This is a genomic window from Acinetobacter sp. RF15B (assembly GCF_007558235.1).
Taxonomy (GTDB): domain Bacteria; phylum Pseudomonadota; class Gammaproteobacteria; order Pseudomonadales; family Moraxellaceae; genus Acinetobacter; species Acinetobacter lwoffii_C.
In genome coordinates this window covers 29,804-50,613 of sequence record NZ_VLSR01000011.1, presented here as the reverse complement: position 1 = coordinate 50,613, position 20,810 = coordinate 29,804, and the positions used below count along the sequence as shown (strand labels likewise).

The window sequence follows — 20,810 nt, the reverse complement described above, 5'->3', positions numbered from 1 at the left end:
CCTTCACCTACTTCAACTGTATACGCGGATCAATCCATTTATAGATGACATCCGCGATCAGGTTGAACAGCATGGTCGCGACTGCCACATATACGGTAATGGCTTTAATAACCGGAAAATCAGAGCGCTCTACCGCAATAATCACTTCACGTCCAATGCCAGGAATGCCAAAGAAGCGTTCAATCAAAAAAGCACCGATCAGCAGGGCCGGCAAGCTCGACATGACATCCGTAATAATGGGAATTGAAGCATTACGCAGTACATGTACGCCCAGAATCCGGCTTTCCCGCAAGCCCTTTGCCCGTGCGGTACGCACATAGTCCTGATTAACTTCATCCAGTACAAAGCTGCGGTATAAGCGCAGCATCGGTGCAATACTGACCACCAGCATAATCAGAATCGGCAACATGGCATATTGAAACAGGTTATTAGTCAGACTGTCGCTCCAGCCCTGAACCGGGAACCAGCTCAGCTGATAGGCCAGTACATACTGAAAAACGATGATATACACCAGAATGCTGATCGACATGCCAATGGTGCAGAGCATCATGATCATGCGGTCAGTCAGCGAGCCTCGTACAGCAGCCACAGCCAGCGCCAGAATAATGGCAATTAAAGTTTGTAAAATGGTTAAGGGAATTAAAATGGTCAGTGAAGGTCCCAAACGGGTAATGATAATCTGCGAGACGGGTTCTCCGGTACTCCAGCTCAGGCCATAATCAAAGCTGATGATTTGCTGGATAAATATCCAGAGCTGTACATAATAGGGCTGTTCAACTCCCAGCTGCTGCCGGATATTTTCAATCTGTTCCAGATTGGCCATTTTCCCTGCCAGAATATACGCCGGGTCTCCTCCCACCCAATTAAACAAAAAGAAAATCAGCAAGATTACACCCAGCATGGTGGGAATCATTTGCCAAATCCTGCGAATTATATATGCCAGCATTGTATCCCTGCCCTGACTTAATGTCCTGAAATTTCCTTGAAGAACGCCTGACTGTCTGGCTCACGTCCCAGAAAGTCTTTGACCATCTGCTCACCCGGCTTTTGCCCCCCCTGAGCCAGTACCGTAGTGCGATAACGTGCTCCCACTTTAGGATTCATCAAATGCTCCCCAAAAGCAGACAGCATGTCGAGTGCCAAAACTTGTGACCACATATAGCTGTAATAACCTGCCTGATAGCCCCCCATCAAATGCCCAAACTGGCCCGGAAACTGTTGTCCCGAGACATATCCCAGGGCAGTTTGACTTTCCATTTCCTGCCAGAGTTTTAAGGGATCAAGGCTTAAGGCATTTTGGCCATGCACAGCCATGTCATACTGCGCATATAGGGTCTGGCGTGCATAATGCGCTCCCCGGCCATAATTTTTGACGCTTTTTAAGCGCTCGGCCATGGCTGCATCAATGCGTGGACAGGCGGGTTCACAATAGTCGGCCACTTTAGACAGCGTTTCAAAACGGCGTGCCCATTCTTCATACATTTGTGAAGGAGCTTCAACAAAGTCACGTTCTACCGATGTGCCTGACTGCTCACTATAGCGGGTTTTAGATAGCAGGCCATGCAAGGCATGTCCCATTTCATGTACAAAGGTTTCCAGCTCATTGCTGTTCAGCCCTTTACGGTTAAAGTTGGTCACCAAAACGGAGATGGGACGGCGCTCATTTAAACGGCTGCCCCCATACACACCCCACACCGCGGCATGGCCATACTTACCTTTACGCGGGTATTTATCCAGATACAGGCCGCCCAGAAACTCTCCGGAAGCAGTGTCATGCACGGCGTAGTATTCCACTTCATCATGCCAGGCTTTGACTTTCACCGGCTTGAACTGGATGCCGTATAGTTCAGAAGACAGGGCAAATAACCATTTCTGTGCAGCTTCAGTTGGAAAATAATCGCGCAGTTTTTCCTGATCAATCTGGTATTTGGCCTGACGTAGCTTTTCATTCCAGTAAAGCTGGCTCCAACGCTCAATTTTTGCTGTTTCCACAGGAATTTTTAAGCTTTCTGCCTTGAAACGACGTAATTCTTCTATCTCCTGTTTTTCTAGCGGCGCCACCTTGGCATGAACTTCCTCCAGAAAAGCATTGACGGCTTCAGGGGTTTTAGCCATACGATATGCCAGGGCAAAATGGGCATAGCTGTCTTTTCCAAATAGTTGTGCCTGCTCATAACGCAGATCGATTGCCCTTTTCATCAGCTTCAGGTTTTGTTCAGTACCACGCCGGCTATACGCCGTCTGATAGCGTTTACGTGCTGCATCACTGTCTGCCAGCTCCATAAAAGGCTGATATTCCGGGTAATCAAAGCCTAATTCATAATTCCCACGGGTATTTGTCTTCAGGCCTGCCATATAGCTGTCTGGCAAACCTTTCATTTCCTCCGGATTAAATTCAACCTTGTCCTGATTATCCCGTACGTTTTTGGAGAAATCCTGAGAGAGCCTGGTGCTCTCATCCATAATTTCCTTTAAGCGTTTCTGCTTGTCTGCGCTCAGCTGTATGCCGTTTTTTTCAAACTGTTCCAGAATATCCTTCAGATATTTCTGATCAATTTCATCTATTGCGGTTAATTTCTTAAATTGGACATAAAGCTGTGGGCGCTGATACAGTACCGTCAGATATTGATCACTTTTAAGCTCACAATCATCTGCGGCCTGACGTAAGGCCGGATCTGGATCTATATTGCTATATAGTCCAATCGGTGAAATAAAATCGCTCGCTTCGGCCAGAATGTTGTCCCACTCTGCCAAATAGGCCGAACTTCGGGCATTGTTTTTTATTTTTTTGCTTTCAAACTTTTTAACCTGCTTGTGCATTTTTTTTAAGTTTGCATCACATAAGGCGGGAATCTCGCTTGCCTTAAATAAAGGCAAGAATGAGGGCTGAGCCGCGATTGCCCCGGAACTGCTCATCATGAGCAACACACTGAGAGTGCTTATTTTCATTTTCTTTGACTGCATCCATCGCTCCAGTGTTGGATTATTTTTTAGAATCGACATCGAGATACATCCATTCTGCTGACAAAATCGGATGATTCTTATAGCCGATCACCCGCGCTTGAGTGAGTACATTACGGTAGCTGCTGTACAGCATGAGAACCGGCATATTAACCTCCAGAATGCGTGACATCTTGCGATACAGGGCATCACGTTCAGGACCCGGATTCATGCTCTGGGTCTGCTCATAGAGCCGGTCAAATTCGGGATGCCTGAAACAGGAGTTATTGGTCATGTGGATATTTTTACCGTAAAACAGCTGCATAAAGTTATCGGCATCCGGATAGTCCGCAATCCAGGCCGAGCCTTTAAACATGGTCTTGCACTGCTTTTCCAGTTTGAGGGCTTCAGCAAATGGCATGGCTTTACTCACCATCTTGATCTGGATGCTGTCGAGTGCCTTTTTCCAGAATTCTGCCTGCTGTTGACCACGGCTGGTATTTCCCACAATCAGCTCAATTTCCAGCGGCTTGCCATTCGGCTGACGCCGCCAGCCATCCGTCCCGACCTGATATTGATAGCGGTCAAGCAGCAGATTGGCCGCCTTGACTGAGTAGGGAATACTGCTCTTGTACTGTGGAGAATAACCGACCATCCCGGGAGGAATCGGCATTTGTAGCTGAGTGGCATCACCTTTATACAGAATATTGATCATCTTCTCAGTTGAAAATGCCATTGCCATTGCCCGACGTAAGGCTATTTTTTCCTTTGCCAATCCGCCCACGACCGGATGCCGCATATTCCAGTACTGATAGCCAATTAAAGGATCGCTAATGCGAGAAAGTTGTATGCCTTGCTTTTTTAAATTCGGTTTGAGTACGCCATTTTCTAATGCCTGTACCACCAGATCACCCTCAATTTCACTGATATCCAGCTCATTTTTACTAAAAGCCAGCCAGCGGGACTGAGCTTCTTCAATCACCCGAATATCAATAGTGCCAATCTGCGGCATTTTCTTTCCTTGCATGGCCTTGATAATAGGCTGATCTGCATGATGACTGGCCTTAAAGTTCCAGACAAAGCCACGATAGTTCGGATTGGCAGTTAAGATGATCCGTGAAGCTGGTGTCCAGTGACTCAGCAGATAGGGCCCGGTACCCACCGGATGATCCATCACAAAGCCGGCCTTATTACGATATTTTTCAATGACCTCTCTGGCGACCGCCGCTGCCGGCTGATGGGCAAGCAGCATTGCAAAGTTCTGATCCGGTTTAATCAGCTTTAAAATCAGGGTATAGCGATCCGGCGTCTGAATGCCTTCAAAGGGCCGATCATAATCAAACTTGCCGGTTTTTTTAGCCTGTGCCAGTAAGGCTTCTGTTCCCTTGATCCGGCCCTCCAGCAACCAGCTGTTTGGAGAATGTAAGGTCGGGTCTATCAGCCGTTTCAGTGAATAGGCATAGTCAGCAGCCGTCAGTTCACGCTTCTTGCCTTTAAATACCGGATCATCTGCAAAATAAATTCCCTTCTTGATTTGAATAGTATAAGTCAGACCATCCGCGCTGACCTGTGGTAAAGCGACTGCCGTATTCGGTACCAGTTTGACTGGGGACGCCAGATAATCATAACTAAATAGATTTTCAAAAATGGCAGCATTGACCCGGCCAGAATAGACATCATGAGTCGCAGCCGGATCAAAGCCGGTTTCAGCCACCGGAAAAACGTCACGCAGGATTTTATTTGGATCGGCTGGATTGGCAGCCCCGACCGGTAATGCAGCAGTTGCAAACAGACAGCTTACGATCAGACAGCGAGTCAGCTGTAAAAATGGAGTTAAAAATTTTTCTTTTAGCATGCACTTGATCTAATTCTTTATTTTTTTAACAGGTTCAAGCTCTAGATAATGCCACAGTCTGCTTAGAATAAGAGCAGCTTTATAAACTTAAATTTAAGATTCATCCGGTTCTGGCGATCTGAGTCACCTTTTTCCCAAGCATTGTCATTACCCTCTTCAATTTTATTACTTTATATCAATGACTCATGTTATGGCTTGCTGTTTAACGATCTGCCCGCGTCTGGATTATCAAAAATGGTTGGGTTTTCAAAATAGCGCCTTTCAATATAGAAAATCCCGCCAAAATTGCGGGATTTTCTATCTATGTTTTACATCTGTGACTGGATATAATTTTGCAGACCAATCAACTCAATCAACCTCAGCTGTTTTTCCAGCCAGTACGTATGATCTTCTTCGGTATCAGACATTTGCTGGCGTAGCAGATCACGGGTGATATAATCCCCTTTTTCCTCGCACAGCTTGATTCCCTGAGCCAGCTTTTCACGCACATGATACTCAAGTTTTAAATCGGCTTTCAAGCAACTGACCACATCTTCACCGACCTCAATGTCATCACGCATCATGTTCGGCTTGCCTTCCAGAAACAGGACACGACGGATAATCGCATCCGCATGTTGGGCTTCTTCCTGCATTTCATGATCAATTCGTTCGAAGATCTTGCTCAAGCCCCAATCTTCATACATACGAGAGTGAATCAGATATTGGTCACGGGCAGCCAGCTCGCCGCCAATCAGCATATTCAAATAGTCTACGACTTCTGGATTACCACGCATTTTGAACTACTCCCTATTTTATAAAATCTATTATGAATAAAACCGTGCGGTTTTGCAAAAGTTAAATTTACGTAAATATATGATTTTTATAAAATTAAAATGAGAAGCACTTGCATTTACCCTCTCAATTCAGATAAATCCCGTTTAGAAAACAAGATGTTGCAACTGCTTGTATCTTTTCCAAAGTCAAAATTTTACTAGAAAAATCAAACGTTAAAAATTGTAAAAAATCATCGTGATAAAAAATACTCATCATGTTTGTATAAATATCATTATATTGGGGTATTTTATGCTTGATTTGTCTTATGATGCAGGGAAATTTAAAACAACAACGGTTTCATTATGACACAACCATCAACTACAGCGCCTGTGCTCGTGACCGGTGCCTCTGGCTATATCGCCAGTTGGGTAATTCAAAAACTTTTAACCCAAGGGTATACCGTTCACGCTACTGTTCGGGATTTAAACAAGACGCAAAGTTTTAAGCATCTGGAACAGATTGCCGACAGTGCTCCTGGCACACTTAAACTGTTTGCAGCCAATCTGCTAACCCCGGGTTCTTTTGATGCGGCGATGCAGGACTGTGAAATCGTGTTTCATATGGCTTCGCCTTTTGTTGTGACCAATTATACAGACCCCGTAAAAGATATCATTGAGCCCGCAGTTGTGGGCACAGAAAATGTATTAAATAGCGTCAATAAGACCGAATCGGTTCAACGCGTGGTGGTGACCTCCAGTATTGCCTCGACCTATGGCGATGCCATTGATATTTTACAAACCGAACAGCAGCGTTTTGATGAGTCGCACTGGAATATGACCAGCTCCCCGCATCATCAGCCTTATCCTTATTCCAAGGTGATGGCCGAACGCAAGGCTTGGGAAATGGCGGAGGCGCAGGACCGTTGGGATCTGATTTGTATTAATCCTGCTCTGGTATTTGGAAAATCCCTTACCCCCAACACCCAGTCTGGCAGCGTGGAAGTTCTGCAACAGTTTGCCAATGGTCTGACCCTGCTGGGTGTTCCGCCTATGTGGAATGGGGTTGTCGATGTACAAGACGTCGCTGAAGCACATCTCCTTGCAGCATTTAATCCCGAGGCCGAAGGCCGTTATATTATTTGTAGTGAGACTTTAAGCCTGCTGGAGATGGGGAAAATTTTGCGTAAAGCTTTTGGTGCCAAGTTTCCTTTCCCACGCAATCAGTTACCTAAAACTGCATTTAAGATGTTTGGCCCACTTGCCGGCTTTAGCCGGAAATTTGTCGAACTCAACATGGGCTATCCAATTTATTTTAATGCACAAAAAAGTCAGGATCAGCTCGGGATTCAATATCGTCCGGTACAAGAAAGTCTGGTTGAGCATTTTCAGCAGCTTCTTGATGACGGACTGGTCAAACGCTATATTCCTTAACCGGTAGAGTGATTTGAAAGTATTAAAAAAGACACCCGAAGGTGTCTTTTTTAATATTTAGAGGCGATTAAAAAGCCAAGAAAATAGCTTAAGCTTCCAGCAGGCCATAATTATGCATCAAATCAATAAACTGCTCTTCATTTATCACGGGTACACCCAGTTTTTCAGCCTTATCCAGTTTCGAGCCGGCCTTTTCTCCAGCCACCACACATTTGGTTTTAGCAGATACACTACCACTCACCCGAGCACCGAGGGCTTGCAATAATTGTGTTGCTTCATCACGTCCCATACTGCTGAGGGTTCCGGTCACCACCCAACTTTCACCATTGAGTGGCTGGCGAGGCGGAGCAACCGGTGCATCCCAGTGAATGCCTGCGGCAAGCAGACGATCCAGCACTTCCAGATTATGCGGTGCCTGAAAGAAATCAATAATCCATTCTGCGGTAATATCTCCCACATCCGGTGTTTTCTTTAAGGTTTCAAGATCAGCATGGCGTAAGGCGTCCAGAGTCTGGAAGGTATTGGCCAGCATCCGCGCCGTGGTTTCACCTACCCCCCGAATACCGAGTGCATAGATAAATGCTGCCAGTGTGGTTTTCTTGCTGTTTTCAATCGCATCCAGCAGGTTCTGAACCGATTTGGCTCCCATCTTTTCAATACCAAGCAAGGTTTCACGATGCTCATGCAGATGGTAAATATCCGAGATATCTTTCAAGAGATTCAGATGCAACAGCGATTCTACCCAGCGGTCGCCCAGACCTTCAATATCCATGGCCTTACGCGAAACAAAGTGACGAATCGCCTCGATCCGCTGTGCTGCACAGTATAGCCCCCCTGAACAACGTGCCAGTGCTTCACCTTCCGGCATAACTACTGGTGAATCACAGACCGGACAGGTATCTGGCAAACGAACTTCAAGTGCATCGGCAGGACGAAATTCCGGCCAGACTTTTTCAACCTTAGGAATCACATCTCCACTGCGATAGACACTCACGGTATCACCAATCCGTACATCCAGACGGTGAATCTCGCCTATATTATGCAAGGTCACATTGGAAACCGTGACGCCACCCACTGCAACTGGATTCAAGCGCGCCACTGGGGTCAAGGTACCAGTGCGGCCGACCTGCCAGTCAATATGCTCAACTGTGGTAATGGCCGCCACGGCTGGGAATTTATAGGCAGTGGCCCAGCGCGGTTCACGGCTCAAGAAGCCGAGTTGCTGCTGCTGTTTCAGGTCGTTGACTTTAATGACCAAGCCATCAATTTCCACGCTTAGGTCAGCCCGCTGCTGAATCATCCGTTCATAAACAGCCTGCACTTCCTCAATCGACTGGCAGATAAAGTGCTGCTCTCCGGTTGCAAACCCGAACTGGCTCAGCCATTCCAGACTGGCTGACATGTTGTCCTGACCATGATGCGGTACGCACTGGGCAATCCCATATGCATAAAATGCCAGAGGGCGTGAAGCGGCAATTTTCGGATCCAGCTGGCGTAAACTTCCTGCCGCAGCATTTCGTGGATTGGCAAAGGTTTTTTCCCCTTTGTCCAGATTGGCGGCATTCAAGCGTTCAAAACCGGACTTCGGCATCAGGACTTCACCGCGCACTTCAAGCAGCTCTGGAATGATTCCATTCACCGCTACCAGAAACTTCGGCAAGTTCCGGATGGTTTTGACATTCTGGGTAATATCTTCACCCGTTTCGCCATCACCCCGCGTGACACCGCGCACCAGTACCCCATGTTCATACCACAGAGAAATCGCTAGGCCATCGAACTTTAATTCGACATCATATTCAATTGTCTGCTTTGGCAAACGCTCTTCAATCCGGCGGGCAAAGGCAAAGAGATCATCCTGGTTAAAGACATTGCCCAGAGACAGCATAGGCACTGCATGAGTCACGGAAACAAATTTTGCCAGCGGCCGCCCTCCGACCTTGTCGGTTGGCGTATCCGGTTGTCTCAAATGTGGATATTGTTGTTCCAGCGCTTTAAGCTGATGAAAAAGCTGATCATATTCACTGTCTTCAATGGTTGGCTGATCCATTACATAATAGGCATGATTATGCCGGGCAAGCAGTTGAATCAGTTGACGCATTTGCGCAATGACAGTGGCATCTTGGGTCATAATTTCACCATAAAAAAGGGCGGTTAATCCGCCCTATACACATTCAGCTGTTGGCTATTATAAAAATCGGAACCTACAGATTCAATATTGCAAATCAAGCTTCTGCAGCAGTTTGTCCGGCACGGTAATCGATGGCCTGATGACGCCAGAATTCACGTAATTGCGGGGTGAATTCCTGATGATTCTGATCATAGACAATCCCGTCTACTTCGCGGGCAATCAGGCGTGAAACACTGTCCATGGTATCAAAGGCATTTTGTACATCGCTATGCGGCAGTGTCAGGAAGAAAGCCAAACCTTTCACTTCTTCAGTAGATAAGGTTTCCAGATCAAAGCCTTCCATGCCAGTATCGGTCATGCGCAGCACCGAAAAAAGCAGTTTGGAACCATCTTCACTATAACGGTGGAAACAGGCCAGCTCGCCATAACGCAAGCCGTATTTTAACAAGACTTTTAGGGTTTTATCACCCGACAGTACACGGTTTTGCGGATAGATATGCAATGAAATGATCATTTCAGCATTGGCCAGCGCACTTTCTTCATCCACAATTTTTTGCTCATGCAGATGTGCATCCAGAATGCTGCTTTCATCATTAAACTCAGAGATTTCAGCTTTTTCGATATTGCTGTTCAGGCTGAACTCAGGCGCTGAGTCATGCACCGTTTCGGTCATATCTGCTTTGCTTTCTTCAGTTTTTATCTGCTCTTGCGGCTGAGATTCTGCTTGAGGTTCTGAGCCTGCTTTAGTGGTTACCACGTCAGCCGGTGTATCTTCCAGCTGTTCTGGAACAGGTTTAGCCTCTGCTGTAACAGCTTGATACTTTTCTGCTTTTGCCACACTTGCTGCATCTGCAAGTCCCGGTTCGACTTGGTCGGGATTTGCAGACAGCGCTACAGGGGTTTCTTCATGCAGGCGTGGTTCTACCCGCTCTACCGCTTCTGCTTCTTTTTTGTTGAGCTGTGAACGCACATGACGTGGAATGACGGGCGTCTGGCTGTCCGGGTCAATATGGAGATCTGCATCAAGAGAAGGGACAGCTTCAGCAGGTTTTTTAAAGATCATTTTGATGCCGAGCAGCATGATTACAACTGCAATAATAATCCCGATAATTGTGGTGATTTCCATGTTATACCTCCGCAGCTAAGCCGTATTCTTTTGCCTGTTCCAAATTTACTGTCACTAGTTTTGATGTTCCCGGTTCAGGCATGGTTACACCTAACAGATCAGTCGCCATCATCATTGCAAGTTTGTTATGAGTAATATAAATAAATTGCACGTGTTCAGAAAGCTCTTTGACTAAATTACAAAAACGTCCCACGTTGGCATCATCCAGCGGTGCATCCACTTCATCCAGCACACAAAATGGCGCCGGATTTAAACGAAAAATCGCGAAGACCAAAGCCAATGCCGTGAGGGCCTTTTCACCACCAGACAGCAAAGCCAGCGAACTGTTGCGTTTGCCCGGGGGTCTTGCCATCAGTTTTACACCCGATTGCCATCCGTCTTCAAGACTCAAGCTGGCTTCACCGCCTTCAAACACTTTCGGGAACAGGTGTTGCAGCTCGGCATTGACCTGATTAAAAGTGTTCATAAACAGCTTACGGGTTTCCTGATCAATACTTTTCATGGCAGCTTGGAGCTGTTCCACTGTATTTTCCAGGTCCTGCATCTGGTGGCTGAGTTCCTCATAACGTCGGGAAACTTCTTCGTATTCTGCGGAAGCTGCCAGATTGACTGCGCCCAATTTGTCAAACTTAGCCTGGGCTTTTTCCAGCTTGGCCTGATGTGCCTGTACATCCAGCGTCAAACCGGAAATCATCTCACTATTCATCTCTTTTAGCTGTTCTGAATAATGCTGTAAATCTGATTTGGCTGCCTGCCAGGCCAGACGCTTCGCCTCCAGTTCGGTTCGGATTCTCTCATCCTGTTGCTGAAAGCGATGTCGCTGTTCTGTTAAATTTTGCTGTTTGTCCTGCAACTGCTTCAGTTCAAGCTGCCAGTCTGCCCAAGTGTTTTGCAGTTTTTCCGTGATCTGCGCCTGTTCCTTAAACTGGCTATGTAGCGCGGGTAATTCCAACTGTACCGGATCAACAAACTTTTTGGCCTGCTCAATCTGGAGCGCAATCTGCTGATATTGCTGTTTTAAAAAGACCTGATCTTTTTCCAGTAATTCGAGCTGTTGCTGACTCTGGACACTTTGCCGGCGCAACAATTCCGCTTCCTGCTGTACCTGCTGGCTCAATTGCTGTGCATCTTCCAGCTGAGTATTCAGTTCTTCCAGCTGAAATTGCAGGGTTTTATACTGCGGAAGTGCCTGCTCCAGTTTCAGGTTTAAAGCATGCAGATCAATTTCCAGATCATCTTTCTGCATCGCATCTTCTTCCAGCTGCTCTTCCAGCTGTTGCAATTGATTGTGTAACTGCTGCTTCTGTAGCGTAAAGGCCTGCGTCGCACTCTGGGCTTTGGCAATATTTAAATCAAGTTGTTGTAACTGTTTTTGCGCCTGCTTCTGCTGCTCACTACTCGCCTGAATCTGGTGATGTAGGGCTGCGATCTGTTGATTCAGCTCAGGGAGTTGCTGTTCCGCCTCTGTAAGCTGTGGTTCAAGCTCAGTAAGCTGCTGCTCAATCTCATCCAGACGAATACGATGGCTGAGCGCACCCTGTCCGGCCTGACTATGTGCATCATAATCCAGCGCAATGACCCAGTCTGGCCCCACATGGTAACCATCCAGACTCAGGATCGACTGACCCGGCTGTAACTGCGGTTGCAGGCTTAAAGCGGCATGAAAAGATTCGGCAACGGCGACCTGCTGCCAGAGTGAATAATGGGGCGCGGCAATCCAGTCCGCCAGACATGGCAAGCCGGCGATTTGTATCTGGAGCTGCGCAGTTTGCGTCTTGAACTGACGTGGATGATTCTCTAAAAAATGCTCATCTTGTGTCAGCACTTGAGCCGAGAGCCATTTGGCCAGAAACTTCTCGATCAAAGCGGCATGGACTTTGGCCGGAGGCTGAAGCTTTAAGACCTGCATGAGCTGTACCCTATCGGTCTTGACCGGTGGATGGGCTTTGGTCAGTAGCTGGCTCAGGTTTTTCCGTTCTGAATGCAGCACCTGAATTTTCGATTTCAGCTGCATCAGATGCTGTTGATGCGTGACCTGTTCTGCCTGAAGTTGCTCGAGTTGAGTTTTGAGTTCTTGCAGCCGGGCTTCATGGCCTGCAAGCTGCTGTTCAGCCTGGGCTCTATCTTGCTGATCATGTTCCAGCTCATCCTGCTGTACTTGCTGCTGAATCTGGCTAACTTGCTGAGCCAAGGTCTGTTTTTGCTGCTCGATACGGGCAATATTTTTTGCCAGCTGTTCGCTTTGCGCCAGCATCTGTGATTGACGCTGTTGCTGCTGCTCTACCTGGGTTTTAATTTGCGTAAATTGGGCCGCGACTGCTGCTTGCCGAGATTTAAGCTCTGCCAGCTGCTGCGTTTGATTCTGCTTCTGGCCTTCCTGTTGGTGTAGCTGTACTGTCTGTTCTTCAAGCTGTGCTTGCAGGGTTTCCAGTTGTAGTTCAGTCAACTGTAGCCGTTCTTTGGTCTGGGCTTTTTGCTCTTCCAGTTTGATTAGACTATTGGAATTCTGCTGCAACAGGGATTGCTTCTGCTGCAAAGTCATTTCCAGTTCACTGCGCTTTTTTTCCGCCTGCTGCCATTCGCTTTGTAGCGGTGTAGATTGTTGGATCAGGCGCTGGAACAGCTCGCTGGTGGTACCCAAGTCATACTCGACCGTCGTCAGCTCTGAACGGACCAGCTTGAAACTTTCACCCAGTTCATTCATCTGCACCGTGTATTCTTCTTGCAGGCGCTGGCTCTGCTCCGACTGGAACGAAAGCACTTCAACCCTGATCTGACGAATCTCTGCTTCCAGCTCTTTATATTGAATCGCGGTTTCAGACTGGCGTTTCAGGGTTTTTAGCTGAGCTTTCAGTTCAGCAGCAATATCTTCCAGACGGGACAGGTTTTGTGTAGTGTGGTCCAGATGCAGCATGGTTTCGCGGCGACGGACCTGATAACGCGAAACGCCAGCAGCTTCCTCAATAAAGACCCGCATTTCTTCCGGCTTGGCATCGACCAGACGGTTAATCATGCCCTGTTCAATAATGGCATAGGAACGTGGTCCCAGACCGGTCCCCAGGAAAATATCGGTAATATCGCGACGGCGACATTTGCTGCCATTCAGAAAATATTCAGACTTGCCATCCCGGTTGACTTGTCGCCGTACAGCCAGCTCGCTATAGGCATTATAAGCCCCACCCAGCTTGCCATAGGTATTGTCAAAACGTAACTCTACACTGGCCATGCCCACCGGTTTACGCTTGGCGGTTCCGGTAAAAATCACATCCTGCATGCTGCCACCACGCAACTGGCGGGCACTAGATTCACCCATGACCCAGCGAATGGCATCAATCACATTGGATTTCCCACAACCATTCGGCCCGACCACCGCAGTACGATTATCTTTAAAGTGTAGCGTGGTGCTGTCAGCAAAAGATTTGAAGCCTGAAAGTTTTAAGCTGCTTAAACGCATAGTGTCCTGATTTAACGTCGTGAGCGTCTGGCCCACGCGAGTTCAATTTGTTTCATCCGTGTCAGAGATTCCAACACAAGGTTGCGTAAGTGTCGACAAAAATCTTCCATAAATAAAGAGGCCTGATGTGATTTTCGGATCAAAATTGCTTCAGTAACCAGCTTAAACAGCTCGAAAGATTCTTGTAGCTCACGTCTGGAAATATTCAGGGTCAGAAAATAGCTACGGCGCAAGGAAGGTAATAGTTCCTGGTAGTAGCGCATCAGATAAGGATTTCCCACCATTTCCGGTTGCTGGGCCATCCCCTGAAAGATTAAATCATAAAACTTTTCAGTATGACCTTGGCGGGTTTCGGCTTCCAATTGTTCTAATAATAGCTGAATACGCTCAGCTTCATGGCTACGCCAGCTTTCAGCCATACGATGCACCATCTGTCCCAGAAGCAAGGCACTCATTTCAAATAGGGCACGTACCTGCAAAGCGGACATTTCCGAGACCATCGCTCCGCGGCGCGGGAAGATTTCAATCAATTGGGTGCGTTCCAGTAAAAGCAGGGCTTCACGCACTGAACCGCGGCTGGCGTCCAGCTCCGACGCAATTCTAAGTTCCTGAATCCGCTCGCCTTCGACCAGCTCGCCCCGGATGATCTGTTCACTGATGTGCTTGGCAATCTGTACAGATAAACTGTGTGCTTCTTGTTGTTGCATACCGTTCCTGTCTTATTTTTATTGATGCAAATGGAGTCATTCTGAATGACTTTTCATTGATTAAACGGTTTTTTTGCAGGAAATACTTTGACATTGTCAGACAATCTTGTGTCTGCACAGCCAATCCAGCCCGATAAAAAGGAGAATACAAGTCGATTCTCCTGATCAAGTCTGGTTTAAAAGAGACCAATCAGGCAATAAAGCCCTGATAGATAAAATACAGCCCGACTGTGGTCAGCAAGCCGGCAAAACATTTCTTGAGCATCGCCGGTGACAATCGATGTGCCACTTTTGCACCCTGCTTTGCGGTAAAGAAGCTCATCAGGCTAATCCCGATAAAAGCATAGATATGGATATAACCGATGGTATTCGCTACATTGACCTGTGCCTGCTGTCCAAACCAAATAAAACCAATCGCTCCGGCAAGTGCAATAGGGAGTCCGCAGGCCGCTGAGGTCGCGACTGCTTTTTGTATCGCGACGCCGCAACGATTTAAAAAAGGTACCGTCAGACTGCCTCCCCCAATTCCGAAAATCGCTGAAGCCACCCCAATCCCTGCACCTGCTGCAAGTTGTAGGGGGGCCGAAGGCAGCTGCTGGTTCGGATCAATCTGTATATGGGCACCCCTAAACATTCTGAAAGCGACCCAGACGGCGAAGAAGCCGATTAAGAGTTGCAGGCCTTGAGCGGATAAATAATCTGCAATTCCCGCCCCGAAAAATGAGCCCACGATCAGACCGGGAGCCAGATTACGAAACACATGCCACAAAACGGCACCTTTTTGATGATGTGCCATCACCGAACTGATCGAAGTGACAATAATTGTGGCCAGAGAAGTGCCTACTGCCATATGCATAATCACGCCTGGATCGTACTGGAGCTGGGTAAAAACAATGTACAGGATGGGTACAATGATCAGACCACCACCGACACCAAACAGGCCTGCGGCGAATCCTGCGATTGCACCAATCAATAAATATATGATTAACTCCATAACGACATTTACCACGTTTAGATTCAAATGGATGTAGAAACTCGCGAACTGCAGCAACGTTTAAGCGATGCAGGCCAACTCCCTGAAGTGTTATTAATCAAGCCCGTGACCACATCAACCAATGATGATGTACGCGAACTGGCCAGCAAAAATGTACAGCACGTACTGGTCTGTAGCCGGGTGCAAACCCAGGGGCGCGGACAACGCCAGCGTCAGTGGGTCTCGCCTGAAGGAAATATCTATTTAAGCACATTGCTACATACACAAAAAGCAATAGATGGCCGTCTGGCGCTGGAAATTGCGTTAAATATCCTGCAAATGCCGAGACTGCAAGGACTGAATCTTCAAGTCAAATGGCCCAATGACCTGTATAGCCCCCAAGGTAAATGGGGCGGCATTCTGGTGGAACCGATTTCAACCCGGCAAGTAGTAGTCGGTGTTGGCCTGAATATTGATCCCCTCTCTACCGAGATACCCGACCAGCAGGTCAGTTCTTTAAGCGAGTTGGGATTGACGCAGACCTCAAGAGTGGAACTGATTGCCCAGCTTTATCTGGCGATCCAGCAGGCCGGTCAATGGTTTAATTATGACTGCCAAAATCTGGCGGCGCGTTTTAACCGTTCTGCAGCATTTATACAACAAACGGTTGAATTCACGGATCTGCAAGGGCAATATTCAGGAACTTTTCTGGGCATTCAGGATGATGGTGCAGTAAAAATTGCCACCAGTCAGGGTGTTCAAGCTTTTTATCAGGGTCAACTTCGCCTTAAAAACCCTACCTGAACAGAGCAAGCTCTATGAAAAAACTATGGCTAGATATCGGCAATACCCGGCTTAAATACTGGATCACCGAGCAGGATCAGATTATTGAGCATGCGGCTGAATTGCATTTACAGTCTCCCACTGACCTATTGCTTGGACTGATCCAGCATTTTAAAGAGCTAGGTTTGCAGCAAGTCGGCGTTTCTTCAGTTCAGGATAAAAAAAGTAATGACCGTATTCTAAAAATACTCAAGAAGCTGAATGTACCCGTCATCTGTGCCAAAGTGCAGGCTGAATATGCAGGACTGCACTGCGGTTATGACCAGCCATCCCAACTGGGCATCGACCGCTGGCTGCAAGTGCTCGCAGTCGCCAAATCAGCTGAACAAAATTATTGTGTGATCAGCTGTGGCACTGCCTTGACCATTGATCTGACCCAGGGCCAATATCATCTCGGGGGCTATATTCTGCCGAACCTGTATTTGCAACGCGATTCCCTGATTCAAAATACCAAGGGCATTAAAATTCCGGATGCCGCCTTTGAGGAGCTTTCTCCGGGACGCAATACCATTGATGCCGTACATCATGGCATTTTGCTGGGACTGCTCAGTACCATTCAAAAAGTACTGGAACATTTTCCGGCACAATTGATCCTGACCGGTGGCGATGCTCCCTTATTTGCCCAGCATTTGGTACAGTTTGACCCTGTGATTGAACCGGATCTGCTGCTTAAAGGCCTGCAGCATTTTGCAGACCATTTGCCAGAAAACGTATGATCACAGTGAGTAACTGAGGAAAATCAGTATAACTGTCCCGTTTACAAAAATGGCCTGCTTCCCTGATTTCAAAAATTTGAGCGTTCAGGGTATGAGCCAGCCGCAGTGAAACTGGTGCAGGCACATAAGGGTCATTGCTGGACACAAACATTACTGCCCGCTGATAATGTTGCGGTAATCCCCTAAAGTCTAATCGTACTGTCTGAATCATTTTATTTAATTCGGACCAAGCCACTAAGGGCGTATCAAAACCCGCCACTATAGCCAATCCTCCAATTTTTTGTTCTTGAAAGCCCGGCTGTTTTTGCAAAAACTGTAAGACACTCAAAGCACTAAACCCATGCGCCACAATAATGCTGTGTTCATCCAGCTGCGGCATCTGCACTTGCAGGTTTTGCTGCCATTCGTCCAGATCTGGTTGAAATGGATTGGCCAGTATGACGCGCTTGGCCTGAAATCCGGCTCTCCTGATCTGATGGCTAAGCCATGGATACCAGTGATCATTAATCGTGGCTTGATAGTCGGGTACGATATACACTTTTTTTATTCTATGGGTCATGGTGATTGACTTATTTTAAATTTTAAAGAAAGCAGACGATTCGCTGCTGTATTCATTTTTATTATTTAGAAAAGAGCATGCCAACAGTGCTGGCTTCTGCTCTGCATACTTTTTGTCTATAGATTAGCGGCTATATAAATCATGTATCTAAAGCCTTTAAGCTCTGGATCAGCGAGTTAGCACAGTTTAATCAGAGGGAATTTTAGTTAAATAAGGCTCAATTACCCGCCAGACTTCAGGCAGCTCTGTACAGCCTTGAGAATTAATAAAATGTCCCTGATGCTCGGCACTGATCACGATAGTATCCAGACTTTCTGCCTGCTCTAGACTAAATTCAGGCAATACCCGGTCATCGGCTTCCGAATAAATCACCACACGCTCGTCAATCTGACGTTTCAGTCTCTCAAAATCTACCTGAGCGGCATCAATAAAAGGGTCCACTTCCTCTAAACGCCCGAGCCGGCCATTAAAACCGGCAACCAGCACCAGCTGTCTGATTCTCTGATTTTTTAGTTCACGGCTTAAATAATGCAAGGTGGCCAGACAGCCCAGACTATGTGCAATGAAAATACTGTTTTCATCTATTTCATCAATCTGTTCACGCATTTGCTGTTCCCAGACCTCCAGTTTTGGCGTGGTCGATGGGTCAAGTCTGAGTACTTTCAAGCTGACATGTTCCTGCTGGACTTTTTCCTGAATCCATGGAAACCAGTTTTCTTCCGGGCTGGCCGTATAACCATGCACCACAATCACCTGAGCCATCTGCATTTTGCCTTTATTTATTTTAATGCTGTTGAGTCTGCCTGATTTTATCGAGGATTTGGGTAAGCAAATGTTGTTTTGTTTAAACAAAAGCGCAAGAAAAACTAGCCCATAAAAAAGGCGCATTGCGCGCCTTTTTTATTTCAACATCTTACTTTTTATCATTGCCGCCGAACAGTGGACCCATGCCACCGCCGCCGCCAAACTGTTTCTGTAAACCGCTGAGTGATTTCATCATTTTTGCCATACCCGACGGATTGGCAAATTTCTTCATCATTTTCGCCATTTGCGCATGTTGCTTGATCAGCTTGTTCACTTCTGAGACTTCCATGCCACAACCTGCTGCAATACGCTTTTTACGGCTGGGATTCATCAGCTCCGGATTACGGCGCTCCTTGATGGTCATCGACTGGATAATCGCTTCCATTTTCTTCACTTGCTTTTCAGGATTCGCCTGCGCAATCGCATCTTGAAGTCCTGCATTGCTCATGCCCGGAAGTTTATCCAGAAAGCCCATCATGCCGCCCATCTTGTTCATCTGCTCGAATTGCATCAGCATGTCTTCAAAGTTGAAGCTGCCGCCTTTTTGCAATTTCTTCGCCATTTTTTCGGCTTTTTCTTTGTCGATCTTGCGTTCAACTTCTTCGACCAAAGACAGCACGTCACCCATGCCAAGAATACGCTGTGCCACACGCTCCGGATGGAATGGCTCCAGAGCATCCAGCTTTTCACCCATCCCGAGGAACTTGATCGGTTTACCCGTAATAGCACGTACCGAAAGTGCCGCACCACCGCGCGCATCACCATCCGTCTTGGTCAGAATCACACCGGTCAAAGGCAAGGCATCGTTAAAAGCTTTGGCAGTATTGGCCGCATCCTGACCGGTCATGGCATCGACCACGAACAGGGTTTCAGTCGGGTTAATCGCTGCGTGTAGCTCTTTAATTTCATCCATCATGTCATCATCGATATGCAGACGTCCTGCGGTATCGACAATGAGCACATCAGCAAACTGGATTTTTGCCTGCTCAATGGCACGGTTGGCAATCGTAATTGGTTTTTCGTCAGCATTCGACTCTAAGAAGATTGCGCCAACTTCACCGGCAACAGTCTGAAGCTGCTTAATCGCCGCCGGACGATAGACGTCGGCAGAGACCATCGCGACTTTTTTCTTTTGACGTTCTTGCAAGAAGCGCGCAAGTTTGGCTGCAGTGGTGGTTTTACCCGCACCCTGCAAACCGGCCAGCAGCACAACCACCGGGGGTTTAGCTGCCAGGTCAAGGCTTTCATTGGCCTCGCCCATCATTTTGGTCAATTCGTCATAGACAATTTTGACGAAGGCTTGCCCTGGGGATAACTGAGTCATCACTTCCTGGCCCAATGCTTCTTCCTTAACTTTCGCGATAAATTCACGAGTTACAGGTAACGCAACGTCGGCTTCAAGAAGTGCCATACGTACTTCACGTAACGTATCTTTAATATTGTCTTCGGTTAGCTGCCCTGAGCCAGTAACATTTCTTAAACTCTGTGTGAGTCGTTCTGTTAAGGTATCAAACATTGCAAAATCCGCTTAAAATAGCCAGTAGCAAAAAATTGTTTCTTAAAATAGAAAATTTATGCATAGAATGCTATAGGATACTGTAGTTCGCAGCGAATTTATATAAATGAATATTCATCACCCTTAAAAAGGTTTGACATGGTTAGCCTCCCTTTGGTTTATACGATCTTAGCATTAGTCGCTTATACCGCTTCCTTCTGGTATCTGTTCATTCACTTGATGGCTAAACGTGCTCCAAATCAATGGTTTGTTGGCCTGACTGCCTTGGTAGGACTGCTGCTGCATGCGCTGGTGGTCTCCGGCGATATGTATACACCGCTGGGGATCAATTATGATGTTTTTGCCCTGTTTTCCTTTACCTCGGGATTGATGTTACTGCTGAGTATTATCTATAGCACATATCGGCCGATTATTGCGCTGAACCTGATTGGTATTCCAGTGGCTGCTACCGGGTTATTTCTGGGTTTTGCCTTTACTCAGCCCGCCAAAATTACTGTACAAAACTTTTTGGGGCTGGATATTCATATTATCCTGTCCCTGTCTGCCTATGCCGTGCTGCTGATGGCCACCATTCAGGCAGTTATTCTGCGTTTTCAGGACCGTGAACTGAAAAAGAAACAGAAACGCCGGGTCTGGGTCAATTTATTGCCCTCTTATCAAGATATGGAATCTTTGCTGTTCGATATGCTGATGACCGGCTTCATTTTGCTGACACTGGCACTAAGCTTTGGTTTCTTTACCATTGATAATTTCTTTGCCCAGCATCTGGCACATAAAACAGTGTTTAGTATTATTTCCTGGCTGGTTTATGGTGCCCTGCTTATTGGACACTGGAAATTTGGCTGGCGCGGTCAGAAAGCGGTGCGTTTTACCCTGATTGGCTTTGGTCTGCTGGCACTGGGCTTTATTGGCTCCAAGTTTGTACTGGAAATGATTTTAGTACGCTAACCGAAAGCCAACATTATATCTAAGTGTTGTCATCAGACGGTCATATTCAAAAATTATG

General features: G+C 46.9%; 16 protein-coding genes. 4 read left to right on the top strand and 12 right to left on the bottom strand.

Features of this window, described 5'->3' with window-relative positions; translation table 11 throughout:
- Positions 1-7 precede the first annotated feature (7 nt).
- The 4 genes from E2K74_RS09865 to ftn all read right to left on the bottom strand — a co-directional run bounded on the left by E2K74_RS09865 (position 8) and on the right by ftn (position 5,568).
- Complete coding sequence (locus E2K74_RS09865) at positions 8-946, bottom strand: ABC transporter permease (RefSeq protein WP_151204905.1); 939 nt, start codon at positions 944-946, stop codon at positions 8-10.
- A 17-nt stretch (positions 947-963) separates the two neighbouring features.
- Positions 964-2,964 (bottom strand): M3 family metallopeptidase, encoded by a 2,001-nt coding sequence (locus E2K74_RS09860; protein WP_151207362.1) that lies wholly within the window; start codon positions 2,962-2,964, stop codon positions 964-966.
- A gap of 19 nt (positions 2,965-2,983) precedes the next feature.
- Positions 2,984-4,795, bottom strand: a complete 1,812-nt coding sequence (locus E2K74_RS09855; RefSeq protein WP_151207330.1) for an ABC transporter substrate-binding protein — start codon at positions 4,793-4,795, stop codon at positions 2,984-2,986.
- A 308-nt stretch (positions 4,796-5,103) separates the two neighbouring features.
- The gene (gene ftn / locus E2K74_RS09850; RefSeq protein ID WP_151204903.1) at positions 5,104-5,568 is read right to left on the bottom strand and encodes a heteropolymeric bacterioferritin subunit Ftn; all 465 of its coding nucleotides are present in this window, start codon (positions 5,566-5,568) and stop codon (positions 5,104-5,106) included.
- A 342-nt stretch (positions 5,569-5,910) separates the two neighbouring features.
- Here ftn and E2K74_RS09845 point away from each other — a divergent pair, with 342 nt between their 5' ends.
- Positions 5,911-6,978 carry an SDR family oxidoreductase gene (locus E2K74_RS09845; protein ID WP_151204902.1) on the top strand — a complete coding sequence of 356 codons (1,068 nt, stop codon included), beginning with the start codon at positions 5,911-5,913 and terminating at the stop codon, positions 6,976-6,978.
- Positions 6,979-7,066: 88 nt separating this feature from the next.
- Here the strand turns inward: E2K74_RS09845 and ligA are convergent, their stop codons facing one another.
- The 5 genes from ligA to E2K74_RS09820 form a co-directional block, all read right to left on the bottom strand.
- A complete protein-coding gene (ligA, locus tag E2K74_RS09840; RefSeq protein ID WP_151207328.1) occupies positions 7,067-9,106 on the bottom strand; it encodes an NAD-dependent DNA ligase LigA in 2,040 nt (679 codons plus the stop codon).
- A 94-nt stretch (positions 9,107-9,200) separates the two neighbouring features.
- On the bottom strand, positions 9,201-10,232 hold the full coding sequence (locus E2K74_RS09835) for a cell division protein ZipA C-terminal FtsZ-binding domain-containing protein (RefSeq protein ID WP_151207326.1): 1,032 nt from the start codon (positions 10,230-10,232) through the stop codon (positions 9,201-9,203).
- 1 nt (position 10,233) lies between these two features.
- Positions 10,234-13,686, bottom strand: a complete 3,453-nt coding sequence (gene smc / locus E2K74_RS09830) for a chromosome segregation protein SMC (protein WP_151207360.1) — start codon at positions 13,684-13,686, stop codon at positions 10,234-10,236.
- An 11-nt stretch (positions 13,687-13,697) separates the two neighbouring features.
- On the bottom strand, positions 13,698-14,393 hold the full coding sequence (locus E2K74_RS09825) for a GntR family transcriptional regulator (protein ID WP_151205026.1): 696 nt from the start codon (positions 14,391-14,393) through the stop codon (positions 13,698-13,700).
- Between the two features lie 190 nt (positions 14,394-14,583).
- Positions 14,584-15,387 (bottom strand): sulfite exporter TauE/SafE family protein, encoded by an 804-nt coding sequence (locus E2K74_RS09820; protein WP_151207324.1) that lies wholly within the window; start codon positions 15,385-15,387, stop codon positions 14,584-14,586.
- A 27-nt stretch (positions 15,388-15,414) separates the two neighbouring features.
- On the opposite strand from E2K74_RS09820, the gene E2K74_RS09815 reads away from it, so the two are divergent.
- Both E2K74_RS09815 and E2K74_RS09810 read left to right on the top strand, forming a co-directional pair.
- The gene (locus E2K74_RS09815; RefSeq protein WP_151207322.1) at positions 15,415-16,170 is read left to right on the top strand and encodes a biotin--[acetyl-CoA-carboxylase] ligase; all 756 of its coding nucleotides are present in this window, start codon (positions 15,415-15,417) and stop codon (positions 16,168-16,170) included.
- Between the two features lie 14 nt (positions 16,171-16,184).
- Entirely contained in the window at positions 16,185-16,925 is a 741-nt protein-coding gene (locus E2K74_RS09810) for a type III pantothenate kinase (RefSeq protein WP_151205023.1), read from the top strand.
- Here the strand turns inward: E2K74_RS09810 and E2K74_RS09805 are convergent.
- From E2K74_RS09805 to ffh, 3 genes are all read right to left on the bottom strand, one after another.
- Positions 16,879-17,484, bottom strand: a complete 606-nt coding sequence (locus E2K74_RS09805; RefSeq protein ID WP_151205022.1) for an RBBP9/YdeN family alpha/beta hydrolase — start codon at positions 17,482-17,484, stop codon at positions 16,879-16,881. The genes E2K74_RS09810 and E2K74_RS09805 overlap by 47 nt on opposite strands.
- 186 nt (positions 17,485-17,670) lie before the next feature.
- Positions 17,671-18,246, bottom strand: a complete 576-nt coding sequence (locus E2K74_RS09800; RefSeq protein WP_151207320.1) for an RBBP9/YdeN family alpha/beta hydrolase — start codon at positions 18,244-18,246, stop codon at positions 17,671-17,673.
- A gap of 151 nt (positions 18,247-18,397) precedes the next feature.
- Positions 18,398-19,804: a signal recognition particle protein gene (gene ffh / locus E2K74_RS09795; protein WP_151205020.1), complete on the bottom strand. Its 1,407-nt coding sequence runs from the start codon at positions 19,802-19,804 to the stop codon at positions 18,398-18,400.
- A gap of 138 nt (positions 19,805-19,942) precedes the next feature.
- On the opposite strand from ffh, the gene E2K74_RS09790 reads away from it, so the two are divergent.
- Positions 19,943-20,752: an inner membrane protein YpjD gene (locus E2K74_RS09790; protein ID WP_151207318.1), complete on the top strand. Its 810-nt coding sequence runs from the start codon at positions 19,943-19,945 to the stop codon at positions 20,750-20,752.
- The last annotated feature ends 58 nt before the right edge of the window (positions 20,753-20,810 follow it).